The 16,757-nt window shown below is 70.2% G+C and carries 9 protein-coding genes; 1 reads left to right on the top strand and 8 read right to left on the bottom strand.

The features are described from left to right. Positions 1–53: 53 nt before the first annotated feature. Positions 54–2,447, bottom strand: coding sequence for a sialidase family protein (locus HCR68_RS00900; RefSeq protein WP_167145294.1), 2,394 nt, complete (start codon positions 2,445–2,447; stop codon positions 54–56). A gap of 150 nt (positions 2,448–2,597) precedes the next feature. On the opposite strand from HCR68_RS00900, the gene HCR68_RS00895 reads away from it, so the two are divergent. Next, positions 2,598–3,590, top strand: a complete 993-nt coding sequence (locus HCR68_RS00895; RefSeq protein WP_167145292.1) for a DUF4862 family protein — start codon at positions 2,598–2,600, stop codon at positions 3,588–3,590. A 116-nt stretch (positions 3,591–3,706) separates the two neighbouring features. Here HCR68_RS00895 and HCR68_RS00890 read toward each other — a convergent pair whose 3' ends face one another. The 7 genes from HCR68_RS00890 to HCR68_RS00860 all read right to left on the bottom strand — a co-directional run bounded on the left by HCR68_RS00890 (position 3,707) and on the right by HCR68_RS00860 (position 16,753). Then, positions 3,707–7,660, bottom strand: a complete 3,954-nt coding sequence (locus HCR68_RS00890; RefSeq protein ID WP_167145290.1) for a DNA-directed RNA polymerase subunit beta' — start codon at positions 7,658–7,660, stop codon at positions 3,707–3,709. A 174-nt stretch (positions 7,661–7,834) separates the two neighbouring features. After that, positions 7,835–11,356: a DNA-directed RNA polymerase subunit beta gene (rpoB, locus tag HCR68_RS00885; protein ID WP_167145288.1), complete on the bottom strand. Its 3,522-nt coding sequence runs from the start codon at positions 11,354–11,356 to the stop codon at positions 7,835–7,837. An 874-nt stretch (positions 11,357–12,230) separates the two neighbouring features. Then, a complete protein-coding gene (rplL, locus tag HCR68_RS00880) occupies positions 12,231–12,620 on the bottom strand; it encodes a 50S ribosomal protein L7/L12 (RefSeq protein ID WP_167145286.1) in 390 nt (129 codons plus the stop codon). A gap of 66 nt (positions 12,621–12,686) precedes the next feature. Beyond that, positions 12,687–13,208, bottom strand: coding sequence for a 50S ribosomal protein L10 (rplJ, locus tag HCR68_RS00875; protein WP_167145284.1), 522 nt, complete (start codon positions 13,206–13,208; stop codon positions 12,687–12,689). 264 nt (positions 13,209–13,472) lie between these two features. After that, entirely contained in the window at positions 13,473–13,955 is a 483-nt protein-coding gene (locus tag HCR68_RS00870; protein ID WP_167145282.1) for a hypothetical protein, read from the bottom strand. A 33-nt stretch (positions 13,956–13,988) separates the two neighbouring features. Further along, a complete protein-coding gene (locus HCR68_RS00865; protein WP_167145280.1) occupies positions 13,989–16,001 on the bottom strand; it encodes a hypothetical protein in 2,013 nt (670 codons plus the stop codon). Then, a complete protein-coding gene (locus HCR68_RS00860; protein WP_243858835.1) occupies positions 15,998–16,753 on the bottom strand; it encodes a hypothetical protein in 756 nt (251 codons plus the stop codon). The genes HCR68_RS00865 and HCR68_RS00860 overlap by 4 nt, the downstream gene beginning before the upstream one ends. Between the last annotated feature and the right edge of the window lie 4 nt (positions 16,754–16,757).

Below are 16,757 nucleotides of genomic sequence, written 5' to 3'. Positions count from 1 at the left end.
GTCCCCTACACCCAGCCCCGCCGGCGCCCGGATCGAGCAACCGCGAGCGGGACTCAGGAGATCGTTGAGCGCGAGCTCGTCAGCCAGGTCAGCGGCACCGTGGTGAGGAACAGCCCCTGCCACTCGCGCTCCCACAGCAGGGCGATGTCGCCGCCGGGCAGCTGGGTCATGCACTGATAGACGTAGTGGCGCGGGTTGATGACCCGGTTGTGGGGCCAGGTGGCGCCGTCGTCGTGGCTGAGCCGCATGACGCCGCAGCCGCGGAAGGGCAGCATCCGGGAGGCGTTGGCGAAGACGATGCTCTTGCCGCTCGATCCACCGGCGCCGGTGACGGCGATGGCGTTGGGCTGGGAGAAGATCTCGGTGAGCTGGGCGTCATAGTCGACCTCGCCCCAGGTGGCGCCCCCGTCCCGGGAGACGGCGTGGGCGACCCGCCCCGAGGGGTGCTGGTTGCGGGCCCACACGTGCACGGCGCCGTCGGCGCCCTCGACCAGGACGGACTCGTACAGGCTGGCCCGCTCGTCGGCCAGGTCCCGGGAGGAGACGACGGCGCCCAGGACCTCGCGACCGTCGTTGGGTGAGGCACCCAGGCTCCAGGTGGCCCCGCCGTCGTCGGAGTGGATGACGGCGCAGGACAGGAAGCCGGTGCCTCCGGCCTCATGGCTGTAGTAGACGGGCACGAGGAGGCGCCCGGCGTGCTCCGGGCCGGTCAGCTGGATGGCGTTGCCGGGGCCGGTTCCCAGGAAGCACATCCAGTCGGCCTTGACCTGGGCGGTGATGTCGATCGGCTCGGACCAGGTGGCGCCGTCGTCGTCGGAGGTGATCATGAGCAGGTGGGAGCTGCGGTGCTGGAAGAGGCAGTCCTCGGGGGCCTGCTCGTAGGCGAGGTAGATGCTGCCGGCCGCCTCGCCGTTCAGGAGGACGTCACCGGTGCGGGCGCCGGTGACGTCGTCATCGCGCATGGCGACGCGGTATCCGGTGGGCTCGCCGTCATCGGTCACCACAGTGCCGTCGGGCTCGACGGCGAACAGCTCGCCGGCGCGGTTGTGCAGCCGGCGGCGTCCCTGGGCGTCGAAACCGGTGCCGACGGCGGCGTTGGGCTGGCCGATGCCGCCGGGGAACTGGTCGACCAGGCAGATGACGCGTCCGGTGGAGCGGTCCTGGACCAGGACGGAGTCGATGAGGGAGGCACCGAGCGCCCCCGTGCCCGGCAGGGACAGGAGGGTGCGCATCTCCTCCCAGGTGGCGCCGCCGTCGAGGCTGCGGCGCATGACGAGGTTGATGTTGTTGGGGGCGTCGTTGGGGATGGAGACTCTCTGGTCGGCGCCGGCCAGGACGACGCCGCTGTCCAGGGTGAGCAGTGAGGGGATCCGGTAGGACAGGGCCCCGTGGTAGCCGGTGTCGAACAGGGCGCGGGTGGGCAGCGGCTCGACTCCGGCCAGGCGCTTGATCTGCGCGTCGGTCAGGGCGGCGTCGTAGACCATGGCGGTCTGGGCCTCGCCGAAGAGCCGTTTGCCGTCGAGATCGGCGCCCACGACCACGCGGGCCACCGGCGCGATGTCGGCCAGGAAGGCCTCGCCGGGGGCGTGGGCGACCTGGTAGCCGTCGACGTGGATCTCCACCGCTCCGCGCCCCGAGGTGACGACGACGTCGTGCCAGGTCCCCTCGTCCCAGTGGCCCGGGGCGCGTACCTCGATGAGGGGCTCGGTCTCCGGCGAGTCGGAAGCAGGCAGGACCCGGTAGATCAGGCCCTGCGCGTCGATGTCGAGGTGCAGGGTGCCGCCCTGGCCGCGGGCGGCGATGACGGTGCCGGCCTGCCCGCGACCGCGGGTGCGCAGCAGGGCCCGGATGGAGCCGGTGGCAAGAGCCCCGGTGCGGCAGGCGTCGCGGGCGGAGAGCTCACTGGCGGCGAACTGGACCAGTGGGGTGGCGGCCAGGGACTGGGCCACGACGGCGCGGTCGCTGAGCGGCTCGGCCCAGACGGCCAGGCGCGTCACCATCGCGATCCCGTCGGGGTCGATGTCCAGGCCGGTCAGGTCGATCTGGGCGGCGAAGGCGGTCAGGGTCGTGGAGAAGCACTCGTAGCCGTCGGCGTAAAGATGGGTGCCGGTGTCGTTGACGCTCAGGGCGATGGTGTGGGGGCGGCCGTCGTCCAGGCCCAGGGCGTCCTCGGCGTCCAGGAGTCGCCGCTCGACGGCGCCCTCCTCCCCGGTCTTAGACGGCAGTGCACGGTCGGCGGCGAGGACCTGCTCGCCGTGGAGGCGGCCCCCACGCAGGGATAACGTGATCCGTCCGTTGGTGCCGGTCAGTGCGATGAGGGTGGCGTCGGCGCGGGTGGCGACGTCCAGGAGGATCGTGCCGCGCTCGCAGGCGGCCAGGGCGGCGACCTCTCGCTCGCCGACGCTCAGCGGCGAGGTGGCATCGGATGCGGTGAGATCGAAGAGCATGAGCGGGTCCCTCGTGCCGGGAGCGACTCTCCGGCGGTTGTCTGCGACCGGGTCACGCCGTGCGCAGCGGTGCGTCACCACGCCCTCCAGTCATATGATGTCTGATGTATCGCGCACTGTAGCACGATCCCAGAACCTCAAGGAGACCTGATGTCCGCCACCTCCCCGAACCAGACTGTGAATCAGACTGAGAGCCAGACTGAGAACCAGGCCGAGCGCCGCGTCGTACCGGTCGTCGTCGGCGCCTACCCCATGCTCCCGCCCGACGACGAGGACCGCCGGGGCGCTGCCGCCCTCTACGCGGCTCTGGCCGACCTCGGCTGGGTCGACGGCATCGAGCTGCCCTTCCGGGAGGCGCTCGACGCGCCCGAGCCGTGGCTGGCCGAGCAGCTGGCGGGACGCTTCACCCAGTGCGTCGTCACGGCGATCCCGGGGACCATGGGCCGAACCGGAGCCGATCCCGCCTTCGGTCTGGCCTCCCCCGACGACGACGGACGCGGCCGGGCTCTGGCCTACACCCGCTCGCTGCTCGGGGCGGTCGACCGCCTCCACGATGCTGCGGGCCAGCAGCTCGTCACCCGGATCGAGCTGCACTCGGCGCCCCACCACCAGGCGAGCGCCGATGCCTTCCACGCCTCCTTGAGCGAGCTGACCGAGGACTTCACCGCCCGAGACCTGAGCATGATCGTGGAGCACTGCGACGCCGAGGGCGGCGTGGGCCCCTCGGAGAAGGCCTTCCTCCCTCTGGCCCAGGAGATCACCGCCTGCCGCGACACCCCGGCCCTCATCACCGTCAACTGGGGCCGCTCCGTCATCGAGACCCACGACCCGGCCACCCCGGAGCGCCACGTGCGCGAGCTCGTCGAGGCGGGCCGCCTGGGCGGGGTCATGATCTCGGGTGCGGGTCCCGAGGAGACCCAGTGGGCCTGGGCCTGGGCCGACGCGCACCTGCCCCTGGCCGAGCACGAGCCGACCAGCTGGCTCACGCCCGAGCGGGTGGCCGCCACGATGCGCGCGGCCGGCTCCGCCCAGACCTACGAGGGCATCAAGATCAACACCCCGGCCGCGGCCTCCCTGGAGGAGAAGATGACCTGGGTGCGGCGCGTGCGCGAGGCCATGCTCACCGGTGAGCACACCGACTGAGCCGCCTGCGAGGTTCTCCTCTGCCCGTCACACACCCGTGAAACGGCGTCCGGCCCGCTCCCCCACCGGGGAGCGGGCCGGACGTCATGGACGACGCGAACCCCGCGGGCTCTCGGCTAGAACTCGACGTCCTCGCTGCTGGAGAAGCCGGTGCGGAAGTCGTCGGAGAAGTCCGCGCGCAGGTCGCCGCCGAAGTGGAAGTCGTCCAGGGCGATGGACTCGCCGAAGACGTTGTCCCCCAGGTCCACACGGGAGAAGACCTCGGCCTTGACCTCCTCGGTGGGCTCGACCTCGATGTCCGAGTAGCGGGCCAGGCCCGTACCGGCGGGGATGAGCTTACCGAGGATGACGTTCTCCTTGAGGCCCAGCAGCGGGTCGGACTTGCCGTTCATGGCGGCCTCGGTGAGCACGCGCGTGGTCTCCTGGAAGGAGGCGGCGCTCAGCCAGGAGTCCGTGGCCAGCGAGGCCTTGGTGATGCCCATGAGCTCGGTACGGCCGGTGGCGGTCTTGCCGCCCTCGGCCATGACCCGGCGGTTCTCGGCGCGGTAGTGCATGACGTCGACGAGGTCCCCCTGAAGGAGGTTGGTGTCCCCGGAGTCCAGCACGGTCACGCGGCGCAGCATCTGGCGCACGATGACCTCGATGTGCTTGGAGTGGATGTCCACGCCCTGGGAGCGGTAGACCTCCTGGACCTCCTCGACGAGGTGACGCTGGGTGGCGGCCACCGAGCGCAGGCGCAGGACCTTCTTGGGGTCGACCGGCCCCTCGGTGAGGGCCTGGCCGGGCTCGACGTGGTCGCCGTCGGTCACCAGCAGGCGCTGACGACGCGAGACCGGGACGATGACGTCCTCCTCGCCGTCGTCGCGGGTGATGACCAGGCGCTTGCCGTCGGCGTCGTCCTCGATCTTGAGGGTGCCGGCGGCCTCGGCCACGGCGGCCTCGCCCTTGGGGGTGCGGGCCTCGAAGAGCTCCTGCACACGGGGCAGACCCTGGGTGATGTCGGCGGCGCCGGCCGCACCACCGGTGTGGAAGGTACGCATGGTCAGCTGCGTGCCGGGCTCGCCGATGGACTGGGCGGCGATGATACCGACGGCCTCACCGATGTCGACGCGCTTACCGGTGGCCAGGGAGCGGCCGTAGCAGGCCGCGCAGGTACCGACGTTGGAGTCGCAGGTGAGCACGGAGCGGACCGTGATCTCCTCGATGCCCGCGTCGATGGCGGCCTGGATCTCGGCGTCGCCGAGGTCGGCGCCGGCCTCGATGATGAGGTTGCCCTCGGCGTCGATGGCGTCGCGCGCCAGGGTGGTGCCGAACACGGTGGTGCCCAGGATCTCCGAGGGCTCCTTGATGAGCTCGTCGCCCGCCTCGATCCAGGAGAAGATCCGCTTGGTCAGGCCCTTGCGGGTGCCGCAGTCCTCCTCGCGGACGATGACGTCCTGGGAGACGTCCACCAGACGACGCGTGAGGTAGCCGGAGTCGGCGGTGCGCAGCGCCGTGTCCGCCAGGCCCTTGCGGGCGCCGTGGGTGGCGATGAAGTACTCCAGGACGCTCAGGCCCTCGCGGTAGTTCGACTTGATCGGGCGCTCGATGAGGCGCTGCTTGGGGTCGGCCACCAGACCGCGCATACCCGCGAGCTGACGGATCTGGTCCCAGTTGCCTCGAGCCCCGGAGACCACCATCTGGTAGACGGTGTTGCGCTGCGGGAAGTTCGCGCGCATAGCCTCGGCGACCTCGGCGGTGGCCTTGGTCCAGATGTCGATGAGCGAGGCGTAGCGGTCGTCCTCGGTGAGGGCACCGAGCTCGAACTGCTCCTCGATCTCGGCGGCCTCGTTCTCGTAGCGCACGAGGATCTCCTGCTTGACCTCCGGGGAGACGACGTCGGCGAAGGCCACGGTGATGCCGGACCAGGTGGACCAGTAGAACCCGTTGGCCTTGAGGGCGTCCAGGGAGGCGGCCACCTCAACGCGGGAGTAGTTCTCCGCCAGGGCGTTGACGATGTTGCCCAGCTGCTTCTTGTCCACGACGTAGTTGACGTAGGGGAAGGTCTCGGGCAGCGAGGTGTTGAACAGGGCCCGGCCCAGCGAGGTGCGCAGGGTGATCGGGTCGCCCTCGCTCCAACCCTCGGGCGGCTCCCAGCCCTCGGGCGCGGCGATGCCCTCCTCGAAGCGGATGTCGCAGGCGGCGTTGACGTGGAGCTTGCCGAAGTCGTAGGCCATGACCGCCTCGGCGAAGGAGGAGAAGGCCGGAACGATCTCGTTGCCCTCGGCGTCGCGCTCGACCTCGACCGCCGGGTCGGGGTCGGAGGTGAGGTAGTAGGTGCCGATGATCATGTCCTGGCTGGGCATGGTCACGGGGCGCCCGTCGGAGGGCTTGAGGATGTTGTTCGAGGACAGTATGAGGATGCGGGCCTCGGCCTGCGCCTCGGCGCCCAGCGGCAGGTGGACGGCCATCTGGTCGCCGTCGAAGTCGGCGTTGAAGGCGCCGCACACGAGCGGGTGGAGCTGAATGGCCTTGCCCTCGATGAGCTGGGGCTCGAAGGCCTGGATGCCCAGGCGGTGCAGGGTGGGGGCGCGGTTGAGCAGCACGGGGTGCTCGCGGATGACCTCGGCCAGGACGTCCCAGACCTTGGGATTGGCGCGCTCGACCATGCGCTTGGCGGCCTTGACGTTCTGGGCCTCCTTGAGCTCGACGAGCCGCTTCATGACGAAGGGCTTGAACAGCTCCAGGGCCATCTGGCTGGGCAGACCGCACTGGTGCAGCTTGAGCTGGGGGCCGACGACGATGACGGACCGGCCCGAGTAGTCCACGCGCTTGCCCAGGAGGTTCTGGCGGAAGCGGCCCTGCTTGCCCTTGAGCATGTCGGACAGGGACTTCAGCGGGCGGTTGCCCACGCCGGTGACCGGGCGGCCGCGGCGACCGTTGTCGAACAGGGCGTCGACGGCGTCCTGAAGCATGCGCTTCTCGTTGTTGACGATGATCGTCGGGGCGCCCAGGTCCATGAGCCGCTTGAGGCGGTTGTTGCGGTTGATGACCCGGCGGTAGAGGTCGTTGAGGTCACTGGTGGCGAAGCGGCCACCGTCGAGCTGGACCATGGGACGCAGGTCCGGCGGGATGACCGGGATGTTGTCCAGGACCATCGACTCCGGGGCGGTGCCGGTCATGCGGAAGGCGTTGACGACCTTGAGGCGCTTGATGGCGCGGGTCTTGCGCTGGCCGGTGCCGTTCTCGACGATCTCGGCCAGGGCGGCGGCCTCGGCCTCCAGGTCGAAGCTGCGCAGGCGGGCCTGGATGGCCTCGGCGCCCATGGCTCCCTTGAAGTAGATGCCGTAGTCGGCGACCATGTCGCGGTAGAGGACCTCGTCACCCTCCAGGTCACCGACCTTGAGGCTCACGAAGCGGTCCCACACCTTGTCCATGTGCTCCAGGGCGCGCTGGTTGCGACGGCGCATGGCCGTGATCTCGCGCTCGGCGGTCTTGCGCAGCTTCTCGCGCTGGGAGGCCTCGGCGCCCTCGGCCTCGAGCTGGGCGAGGTCCTCCTCGAGGCGCTGCTGGCGCGCCTCGACCTCGGCCTGGCCGGACTCCTCGAGGTGCTTCTTCTTGACCTCGAGCTCGTTGCGCAGCGAGGGCAGGTCGTCGTGACGGCCCTCCTCGTCGACCTCGGTGACCATGTAGGCCGCGAAGTAGATGACCTTCTCCAGGTCCTTGGGCGCGAGGTTGAGCAGGTAGCCCAGGCGCGAGGGGACGCCCTTGAAGTACCAGATGTGGGTCACGGGCGCAGCGAGCTTGATGTGGGCCATGCGCTCACGGCGCACCTTGGAGCGAGTGACCTCGACCCCGCAGCGCTCGCAGACGATGCCCTTGTAGCGCACGCGCTTGTACTTACCGCAGGCGCACTCCCAGTCCCGGGTGGGACCGAAGATCTTCTCGCAGAACAGGCCGTCCTTCTCGGGCTTGAGGGTGCGGTAGTTGATGGTCTCGGGCTTCTTGACCTCGCCGTGGGACCACGAGCGAATGTCCTCCGCGGTGGCGAGGCCGAGCTGGATCCTGTCGAACACGTTGGCGTCGAGCACAGTTCCTACTTCCGATGGTGAATCTCATCAGGTGGTGGTCTGGGGGCGTTCCGTCGTCGTTGTTCCATGACTCCGACGGCGCCTGCGAGCCTGGTGGGAGGGCGGGCGGGCCTGCCGCCCGCCCTCAACCGGGGCTCGATGAAGTTGTCACGGAGTCGTCACCGAGGTGGCCACTCAGATCTCGTCGACCGTGGAGGCGGTGGCCCCACCCGGACGCCGGCCCAGGTCGAAGCCGAGCTCCTCGGCGGCGCGCGAGCCGTCGTCGTCGGTGTCGTCCAGGGCGATGGCGCTGCCCTCGGCGTCCAGGGCCTCGACGTTCAGGCACAGCGACTGCATCTCCTTCATGAGCACCTTGAAGGACTCGGGGATGCCGGGCTCGGGGATGTCCTCGCCCTTGACGATGGCCTCGTAGACCTTGACACGACCGTTGACGTCGTCGGACTTGACGGTGAGGAGCTCCTGGAGGGCGTGGGCGGCGCCGTACGCCTCCATGGCCCACACCTCCATCTCACCGAAGCGCTGACCACCGAACTGGGCCTTACCGCCCAGCGGCTGCTGGGTGATCATGGAGTACGGCCCCGTGGAGCGGGCGTGGATCTTGTCGTCCACGAGGTGGTGGAGCTTGAGGATGTACATGTAGCCCACCGAGATGGGGTACGGGAAGGGCTCGCCGGAGCGGCCGTCGAACAGTCGCGCCTTGCCGTTGGGCTCGACCAGCTGCAGGCCGTCGGAGGTCGGCAGCGTGGAGTCCAGCAGCCCCATGAGCTCGTTGTCGCGCACACCGTCGAAGACGGGCGTGGCCACGGGCGTGCGGGGCTCGGCCTTGATGCCGTTCTCGGGCAGGTTGGCGGTCCAGGCCTCGCCGGCCTCGCGGGCCGCCGTGGCGTCCCAGCCGCGGGAGGCCACCCAGCCCAGGTGCAGCTCGAGGACCTGGCCGACGTTCATGCGGCTGGGCACGCCCAGCGGGTTGAGGATGACGTCGACCGGGGTGCCGTCGGCCAGGAAGGGCATGTCCTCCACGGGCAGGATCTTGGAGATGACGCCCTTGTTGCCGTGACGGCCGGAGAGCTTGTCACCCACGGTGATCTTGCGGCGCTGAGCGATGTAGACGCGCACCATGCGGTTGACGCCCGCGGGCAGCTCGGCGTCGTCGGAGGCGGCGTCGATCTCGCGCACGCCGGTGACGATGCCGTACTCGCCGTGGGGCACGCGCAGGGAGGTGTCGCGCACCTCACGGGCCTTCTCGCCGAAGATGGCGCGCAGGAGGCGCTCCTCGCTGGTCAGCTCGGTCTCGCCCTTGGGGGTCACCTTGCCCACGAGGATGTCACCGCTGCGGACCTCGGCGCCGATGCGGATGATGCCGCGCTCGTCGAGGTTGGCCAGGGTCTCCTCGCTGACGTTGGGGATGTCGCGGGTGATCTCCTCGGCGCCCAGCTTGGTGTCGCGGGCGTCGACCTCGTGCTCCTCGATGTGGATCGAGGTGAGCATGTCCTCGGCGACCACGCGCTGGGAGACGATGATGGCGTCCTCGTAGTTGAGGCCCTCCCAGGTCATGAAGGCGACCAGGAGGTTCTGGCCCAGGGCCAGGTCGCCCTCGTTGGTGGCGGGGCCGTCGGCCAGGACCGATCCGACCTCGACGCGCTCGCCCTCGGTGGCCACGACCCGCTGGTTGTAGCAGTTGCCCTGGTTGGAGCGGCGGAACTTGGCGACCTTGTAGACCTTCTCGGTGCCGTCGTCGTTCGCCACGCGCACGAAGTCCGCGCAGACCTCGGTGACGACACCGGCCTTGTCGGCCACGAGGACGTCGCCGGCGTCGACGGCGGTGCGCCGCTCCATGCCCGTGCCCACCAGCGGGGCGTCGGGACGGATGAGCGGCACGGCCTGGCGCTGCATGTTGGCGCCCATGAGGGCGCGGTTGGCGTCATCGTGCTCGAGGAAGGGGATCAGGGAGGTACCCACCGACACCATCTGGCGCGGGGAGACGTCCATGAGGTCGACCTGCGAGGAGGGCACGAGGGCCGGCTCGCCGCCGGTGACGCGGCACAGGACGTGGTCCTCGGCGAAGTGACCGTCCTCGGTGAGGGTGACGTTGGCCTGGGCGATGACGTGGCGGTCCTCGTCGTCGGCCGTCAGGTAGTGGGTCTCATCGGTGACCTGGCCGTCGACGACGACGCGGTAGGGGGTCTCGACGAAGCCGAAGGGGTTGATGCGCCCGAAGGTGGCCAGCGAGCCGATGAGGCCGATGTTGGGGCCCTCGGGGGACTCGATGGGACACATGCGCCCGTAGTGCGAGGTGTGGACGTCGCGGACCTCCATGGAGGCGCGCTCACGGGACAGACCGCCGGGGCCCAGGGCACTCAGACGGCGCTTGTGGGTCAGACCCGCCAGCGGGTTGTTCTGGTCCATGAACTGGCTGAGCTGGGAGGTGCCGAAGAACTCCTTGATCGCGGCCGTCACGGGCCGGATGTTGATGAGCGTGTTCGGCGTGATGGCCTCGACGTCCTGGGTGGTCATGCGCTCGCGCACCTGACGCTCCATGCGGCTCATACCGGTGCGCACCTGCGCCTGGATGAGCTCGCCGACGGCGCGGATACGACGGTTGCCCAGGTGGTCGATGTCGTCGTACTCGACGGCGATCTCGGTGATCTCGCCGTCGCGCACGCCCTCGACGGTCTCGGCGCCGGCGTGCAGGGCCAGCAGGTAGCGCAGGGCCGCGACGATGTCCTCGATCCGCAGGGTGGACTCGGTCAGGTCCGAGGCCAGGCCCAGCTTCTTGTTGATCTTGTAGCGGCCGACCTTGGCCAGGTCGTAGCGCTTGGGGTTGAAGTAGAAGTTCTCCAGCAGGGTGCGCCCGGCCTCGACGCTCGGCGGCTCGCCGGGACGGATCTTCTTGTAGATGTCCAGAAGCGCCTCGTCCTGGGTGGTGATCTTGCGGTCCTCGTCCAGGGCGGAGGTCAGGGCCGGGAAGTCGGCGAACTCCTTGCGGATCTCGGACTCGTCCATGCCCAGGGCCAGCAGGAAGACGGTGACGTCCTGCTTGCGCTTGCGGTCGATGCGCACCGAGACGCGGTCGGACTTGTCGATCTCGAACTCGAGCCAGGCGCCGCGCGAGGGGATGAACTTGACGTTGTAGACGTACTTGTCCGTGGCCTTCTCGGTGGTGCGCTCGAAGTACACGCCGGGCGAGCGCACGAGCTGGGAGACGACGACGCGCTCGGAGCCGTTGACGATGAAGGTGCCCTTGTCCGTCATGAGCGGGAAGTCGCCCATGAAGACCGTCTGGGACTTGATCTCACCGGTGGAGAAGTTCTCGAAGTCCGCCACCACGTAGAGGGGGGCGGAGTAGGTGAGGTCCTTCTCCTGGCACTCCTCGGCCGTGTACTTCGGCTCCTCGAAGCGGTGGTCGTGGAAGGACAGGGCCATGGTCTCGCCGAAGTCCTCGATCGGGGAGATCTCGTCGAAGATCTCCTCCAGACCGGAGGTCTCGGGCAGGGAGCCCGGGTGCGCCTTGTTGGCGGCGATCATCCGCTCACGCCACCTCTCGTTACCGACGAGCCAGTCGAAGCTCTCGGTCTGAAGGGCGAGCAGATTCGGAGCCTGCATGGGCTCGGCGATCTTGGCAAAGTTGATACGACGCGACGCGGTACGAGCGGCGATGTCAGCAGCAGTGGGTGCAGAGGTGCGCGAGGCAGCCAAAGGGGGATCCTTCCCTCAGATCGGGGATCACACAACGCACACCGCGAGCACCGGGTTGAGTAGAATCTGCGGTGTCGGGCTCGCGCCCGCCAGGGGTCCGCGGGGCCGGGGCCCGCGCGGAGGGCAGATACTCCTCGCTCCAATACACACAATGCACGCAAAGCGCTAGCGTACACGGCAGGCGTCAAGGACTCCACGCCGATTCTCACCCGATCCTTGCGATTCCCACCACAGTCGCGCATACTGCCCCGCCCGTGCCCTCCACGTGATCTGAATCCCTCTGTGCAGTCGGCCCTCCTCCCGGCTTTCCGAGGGGCTCATCGCCTGTTCCACCGTCGCGTCCGCCGGCGTCCCTGTCCCACGGGGTCTCGCACATCCGTCAACTACGACGGCCCTCCAGGAACGACCACCAGCCCCAGAGCCCCACCCGAGCGCCGTCGACCACCGCAGACGCCCTCAGCCGCCGACCTCTCGGGGCCGGAACGCATGCCGCACCCACCCTGACGCCTGTCCACTGATTTGCTCGTCCAGCGGCTTGCAGCACCTGGAGTCAGCCACCATCGACGACGTACTTTCCGCGCGGGGACTGCGTTTTCTCGCAAACCACTGGGGTCAGGCAGCAGTCATCTGCGGCATTGCGCAGTCCTCGCCACGAAGGTACGTCCCCGATCGACACCAGCCCCACCGGCACGGATACCAACCACCACCAGCCCAGTCCCCTCCCCGCACTCGACTTGACACCGCAGCACCAGCGACGCGAGCGCCCCCGGAATACAACCGGGTCCCGTCCACCTGGTGGTGGACGGGACCCGGTGATGCTGGGCTCACCCGGCCGTCGGCGGCCCTCAGGCCGCCTCGGGCAGCGGGGACGGGCTCACTTGAGGGTGACGGTGGCGCCGGCGCCCTCGAGCTGCTCCTTGGCCTTCTCGGCGGCCTCCTTGTTGGCGCCCTCGAGGACGGCCTTGGGAGCGCCGTCGACGAGCTCCTTGGCCTCCTTCAGACCGAGGGAGGTCAGGGCGCGCACCTCCTTGATGACCTGGATCTTCTTGTCGCCGGCGGCCTCGAGGATGACGTCGAACTCGTCCTTCTCCTCGACGGCGGCCTCGCCACCGGCGGCGCCGGGGGCAGCGGCAACGGCCACGGCGGCCGGAGCGGCGGCGGTAACGTCGAAGGTCTCCTCGAAGGCCTTGACGAACTCGGAGAGCTCGATGAGGGTGAGCTCCTTGAACTGCTCGATGAGCTCTTCGGTGGTCAGCTTCGCCATGATGGGCGTTCCTTCCTTATCAGGTTCCTGCGCGCGCAGGGTTGGTGGATGACGCGTGCGGCCCGCTCAGGCCGCGGTCTCCTGCTTCTCGCGCAGGGCGTCGACGGTGCGCACGGCCTGGGAGGCCGGTGCGGCGAAGAGGTACGCAGCCTTGGACAGGGACGCCTTGACGGCGCCCGCGGTCTTGGCGAGCAGCACCTCGCGGGACTCGAGAGAGGCAAGCTTGTCAACGCCGTCGGCGGACAGCACGGCGCCGTCCATGACACCGCCCTTGATGACGAGCTGCTGGTTGTCCTTGGCGAAGTCACGCAGAGCCTTGGCAGCCTCGACCGGCTCACCGGTGACGAAGGTCAGGGCGGAGGGGCCCGTGAGGTCGTCGGCGAAGCCCTCGAGCCCGACCTGGCGGGCAGCGATCGCAGCAAGCGTGTTCTTCACCACGGTGTACTCGGCGTTACCGGCGAGGGAACGACGCAGCTCCTTGAGCTGGGCGACGCTCAGTCCCCGGTACTCAGTCAGCAGGACCGCGTCAGCCTGGCGGAACTTGTCCGCCAGAGCAGCGACGGCTGCTTCCTTGTCAGGCCGTGCCATGGGCCCTCCTTCCGTGGTATGCCGCAGGGCCCACCCACTGAAAAAGCCCCGCGCCGGTGGGCACGAGGCTCGCTTTCGGGCACGCCCGAAAGGGTCACGTTCTCACCTGCGCCGGCCCCACCTGAGTGGACTTGGTCCCGCCGGAGCGGGAGACCTGCGGTCTTTGGCAGAGAGCACCATACCCAGCGGCAGGCCCCGTTGCGCAAGGCGGGGCGCCGTGGAACCGGTCACTGGAGATGCTCCTCACCCGTTGTCCCGGACGCGTCAGACCCCGAGGGCCTCGGCCAGCGCGTCGCGCTCGGTGACGTCGAACCAGAGCAGGTCGGCCTCGGCCGCGCGCTCGAAGGCGTCCTCGTCACCGAGCCGGGCGGCGCGAACATCCGCCTGCGCCTCGGACTCGTCCACGAGCAGGGCCGCGACGTCCTCCCAGGGGATCTCGGCGGCGACCTCGACCGTACCGGGCAGGACGTCGCCCTCGACGACGAGCTCACGCACGTGCTCGGCGTCGACGTCGGCGGCGATGACGATGCGCCGGTCGGCCAGGCCCTCGGCCTCAGGCTCGGCCAGGAGCACGAGGGAGGCGTCGGCGGCGCACAGGGAGGCCGAGACCTCCAGGCCCTCCTCATCCTCCTCCGGCAGGGCGCGGGCGAGCGCCGGGGTGGCGGCGTGGGCCAGCAGCGGCGCCTGCGAGGAGCCGAGAGCGGCCGCGCGCAGGTGGGCGGCGGTGGCAGGAAGGTAGATGCGCATGACTCCAGTCTGCCTCACCGCCCGCTCCGGAGGTCAGTACCGGTGCCGCCCGGTTCCGGGAGGCGCCGGCGGAGGATCGTCATGACCTCGGCCGCTTCGTCGACCACGGCCTGGGTCACCGGCTCGGGCGGCGCCGTGACCGGCGTCCGAGGCCCACCCCGCCCCGCGATCCGCTCCGGGATCCGGCACTGAGCCTGCGCCGGTATCCCGCCACGGCGCCGCCCCGGGCCAGCGCGCCGGGCCGGCCGGTACATCCTGCGTCGGTGGCGGGATCCGATTCGGCGACTGGACCCGCGACTGACCCGATGGCTGGATCGACGGCGGTAGAGCCCGACCCGACTGCTGCGTGGCACGAGCAGCGCTCTGAGGTCCTTGAGGAGTTGCCACCCGCGCTCTGAGCGTCGCGCCTCGGCCCGCACTCCCGTGCCGCGCTCCCTCCTCGCCGCGCTCGGCTGAGCGGCGCCCGCCTCCGGCCGTTCTCGTCCGTTCAGCGGAGTCACGTTTCCGGCCGCGCCTCTGAGAGCGTCGCAGCAGGGACCGGCGCGAGGACCGGGCCCTGCGATCCGTCGCCGTCTGCGGATCGATCCGATCGACCAGCGCACTCAACGCCTTGCCCAACGCGCTTCCGGGCGCCCCCTCCAGGACACTGCGCCCCTGGAGCAGGCAGGCGTCGGCCGTCGCGGCGTCGTCGGGCAGCAGCACGATGTCCTCCAGGCCGCCGAAACGGGCCAGGGCCTCACGCAGGGCCTGTTGGGGCGAGGGCCCGGCGGCCGAGGCCCGCACCCGGTTGACGACGACCTCGACCCGCCCGGCGGGAGTCATGGAGGACCTCATCTCGTCCAGGAGCTGGAGCAGACGGCGCACCCCGACCGGGTCCGCGCCACCGACCACCAGGACGACGTCGGCATGGGACACCAGGTCGGCGGTCACCGCCCCGCGTCCCGGTTCAAGCGTGAAGTCGTCGACGTCGTCATCGACGACACCACCGGCCACGTCGACGACGGTCCAGGCCGCGGCCTGGCGGCACTGGAGCCAGACCTCGGTCATGGAGGCCGGTGGCAGCTCTCGCCAGCGCCCGGCCCGCCCCAGGCCACCCATCAGGAACAGCCCGGTACCCACCGGCGCCAGGACCCGCTGAAAGCTCTCGGCGTCGAGACGGCCGTGAGTGGCCAGTCGGGCGGCCCCGGCCAGGGCCGAGGAGTCCTCCGGCATGCCGAGGAGCTGGACCAGGCTGGGCGCCTCGACATCGGCGTCCACGAGGATCGCCCCGCCGGAATCGGCCAGGCCGTGAGCGAGGGATGCCGCCACGGTCGAGCGCCCGGGAGCGCCGTGAGGCCCCCACACCACGACGATCCGTCCGTTCACGGCGGCGTGCGGCCGAACCGGAGCGGCCGACGGCGGTATCGCCAGTGGTCCCGACGGCGGTCTCGACGGCGGTGCCACGGCCCCAGGCCGCTCGGTCGGCTCCCCGGTTCGGTCAGGTCCGGGAGAACGGCGCCACAGCTCCTCGAGCCAGGCGGTCTCCTGAGCGGCGTTGCCCGAGCCCGCCGAGGCGGGTGTGGTGGCTCTCAGCCAGTCGTCGCCCGCGGCTAGCGGCCCGGTGACGGCCTCCGAGGCCGCACCAGCAGCTTCCCCGGACGTTGCCCCTGGTGCGTTGGCGGGCCCGACGGAGGACGCACCGGCATCGGTCGCCCCGCGCCGCACGATGTCCTGCATCGCGGAGCAGACGCGGCCGGGAGACGCATCGCGCCTCATCACCGGCCATCCCACGCTGCGCCAGCGCTCCTCCTCATGCCCCTCAACCAGAAGCAACCCACTCAGGCCGGCGCGAGCGAGCCGATCCAGGACGGTGCGGTCGATCTCGTCGAAGCCGGTGTCCAGCAGGGCGAAGGACGCCAGTCCGGCCATGCCCGCCGAGAGCAGCTCGGGCAGGTCGGCGCACCTGCGCACGACGCACAGCCCGCTTCCGGCCTGACTCAGCGCGCGCAGGATGTCGGCGTCGTCGCCGCTGAGGGCCAGAAGGACCCCGGCGCCAGGAGTGCTCACGAGGACTTCTCCGCGGGCGCCTCCTGGCCGGTGGGAACCAGGACCAGTGCCCCCTCCTGCCCGACGGCGCTGAGGACGGCGGCGAGGGACTCCTCGGGGACCTTGACCTCCACCCCGGTGCTGGGACCGGAGATCAGTCCCTTGCTGGCGCCGGCCTCGCCGACCGAGGCGATGACCAGTCCGGTGGCCACGCGGCGGGCTCCGCCGCTACCGGAGTCCTCCTGACCGCTCTGACCGCCTTGTCCGGGACCCTCGGTCGTAGGCGCCTGGGCGGCGGGTCCGCCTGCGACGCTGTCCTTGGGCACGATCCACAGGTCGACGTAGTCGCCGACCTTCGTCGAGGCCGGCAGGTTGGAGGCGACGTTGAGGACCACCGGCCGCAGCGCCTGCTCCCGGCCGCTGTCCACGGCCACCGCCGCCAGCAGCTCTCCCTTGCTCATGGAGCGGGTGGACACCGCGCCGTCGGGCAGGTGCCCGACCTCGATATAGGCGTCGGTACCGGGATGGGCCTCGACCGTCGTAAGAACGCCGTCAGCGGTCAGGTCGGTTCCGGGGGCGACGTCCTGGGAGAGCACGTAGACGCGCGTGGTGTCCGCGGCGGCGTCGACGGCCCAGGCCCCCAGGGCCACGGCCGCGGCGACCAGGACCACTCCCCCGGCCATTCGGGGATCCTTCCAGGCGGGACGGCGCCATCGGCCACTGCGGGTGCTCTCGGGTACTGCTCGGGAATGCGCACGGGGAGATGATGTCACGGGA

The organism is Actinomyces sp. ZJ308 (assembly GCF_011752065.1).
In the GTDB taxonomy this organism is placed as follows: Bacteria; Actinomycetota; Actinomycetes; order Actinomycetales; family Actinomycetaceae; genus Actinomyces.
This window is presented reverse-complemented; position numbering and strand designations above follow the sequence as displayed.

Excerpts from the sequence above, each read along its gene's own strand:
- HCR68_RS00900 (WP_167145294.1), bottom strand. The coding sequence starts at position 2,447 with ATGCTCTTCGATCTCACCGCATCCGATGCCACCTCGCCGCTGAGCGTC.
- HCR68_RS00895 (WP_167145292.1), top strand. The coding sequence starts at position 2,598 with ATGTCCGCCACCTCCCCGAACCAGACTGTGAATCAGACTGAGAGCCAG.
- rplL (WP_167145286.1), bottom strand. The coding sequence starts at position 12,620 with ATGGCGAAGCTGACCACCGAAGAGCTCATCGAGCAGTTCAAGGAGCTC.
- rplJ (WP_167145284.1), bottom strand. The coding sequence starts at position 13,208 with ATGGCACGGCCTGACAAGGAAGCAGCCGTCGCTGCTCTGGCGGACAAG.
- HCR68_RS00870 (WP_167145282.1), bottom strand. The coding sequence starts at position 13,955 with ATGCGCATCTACCTTCCTGCCACCGCCGCCCACCTGCGCGCGGCCGCT.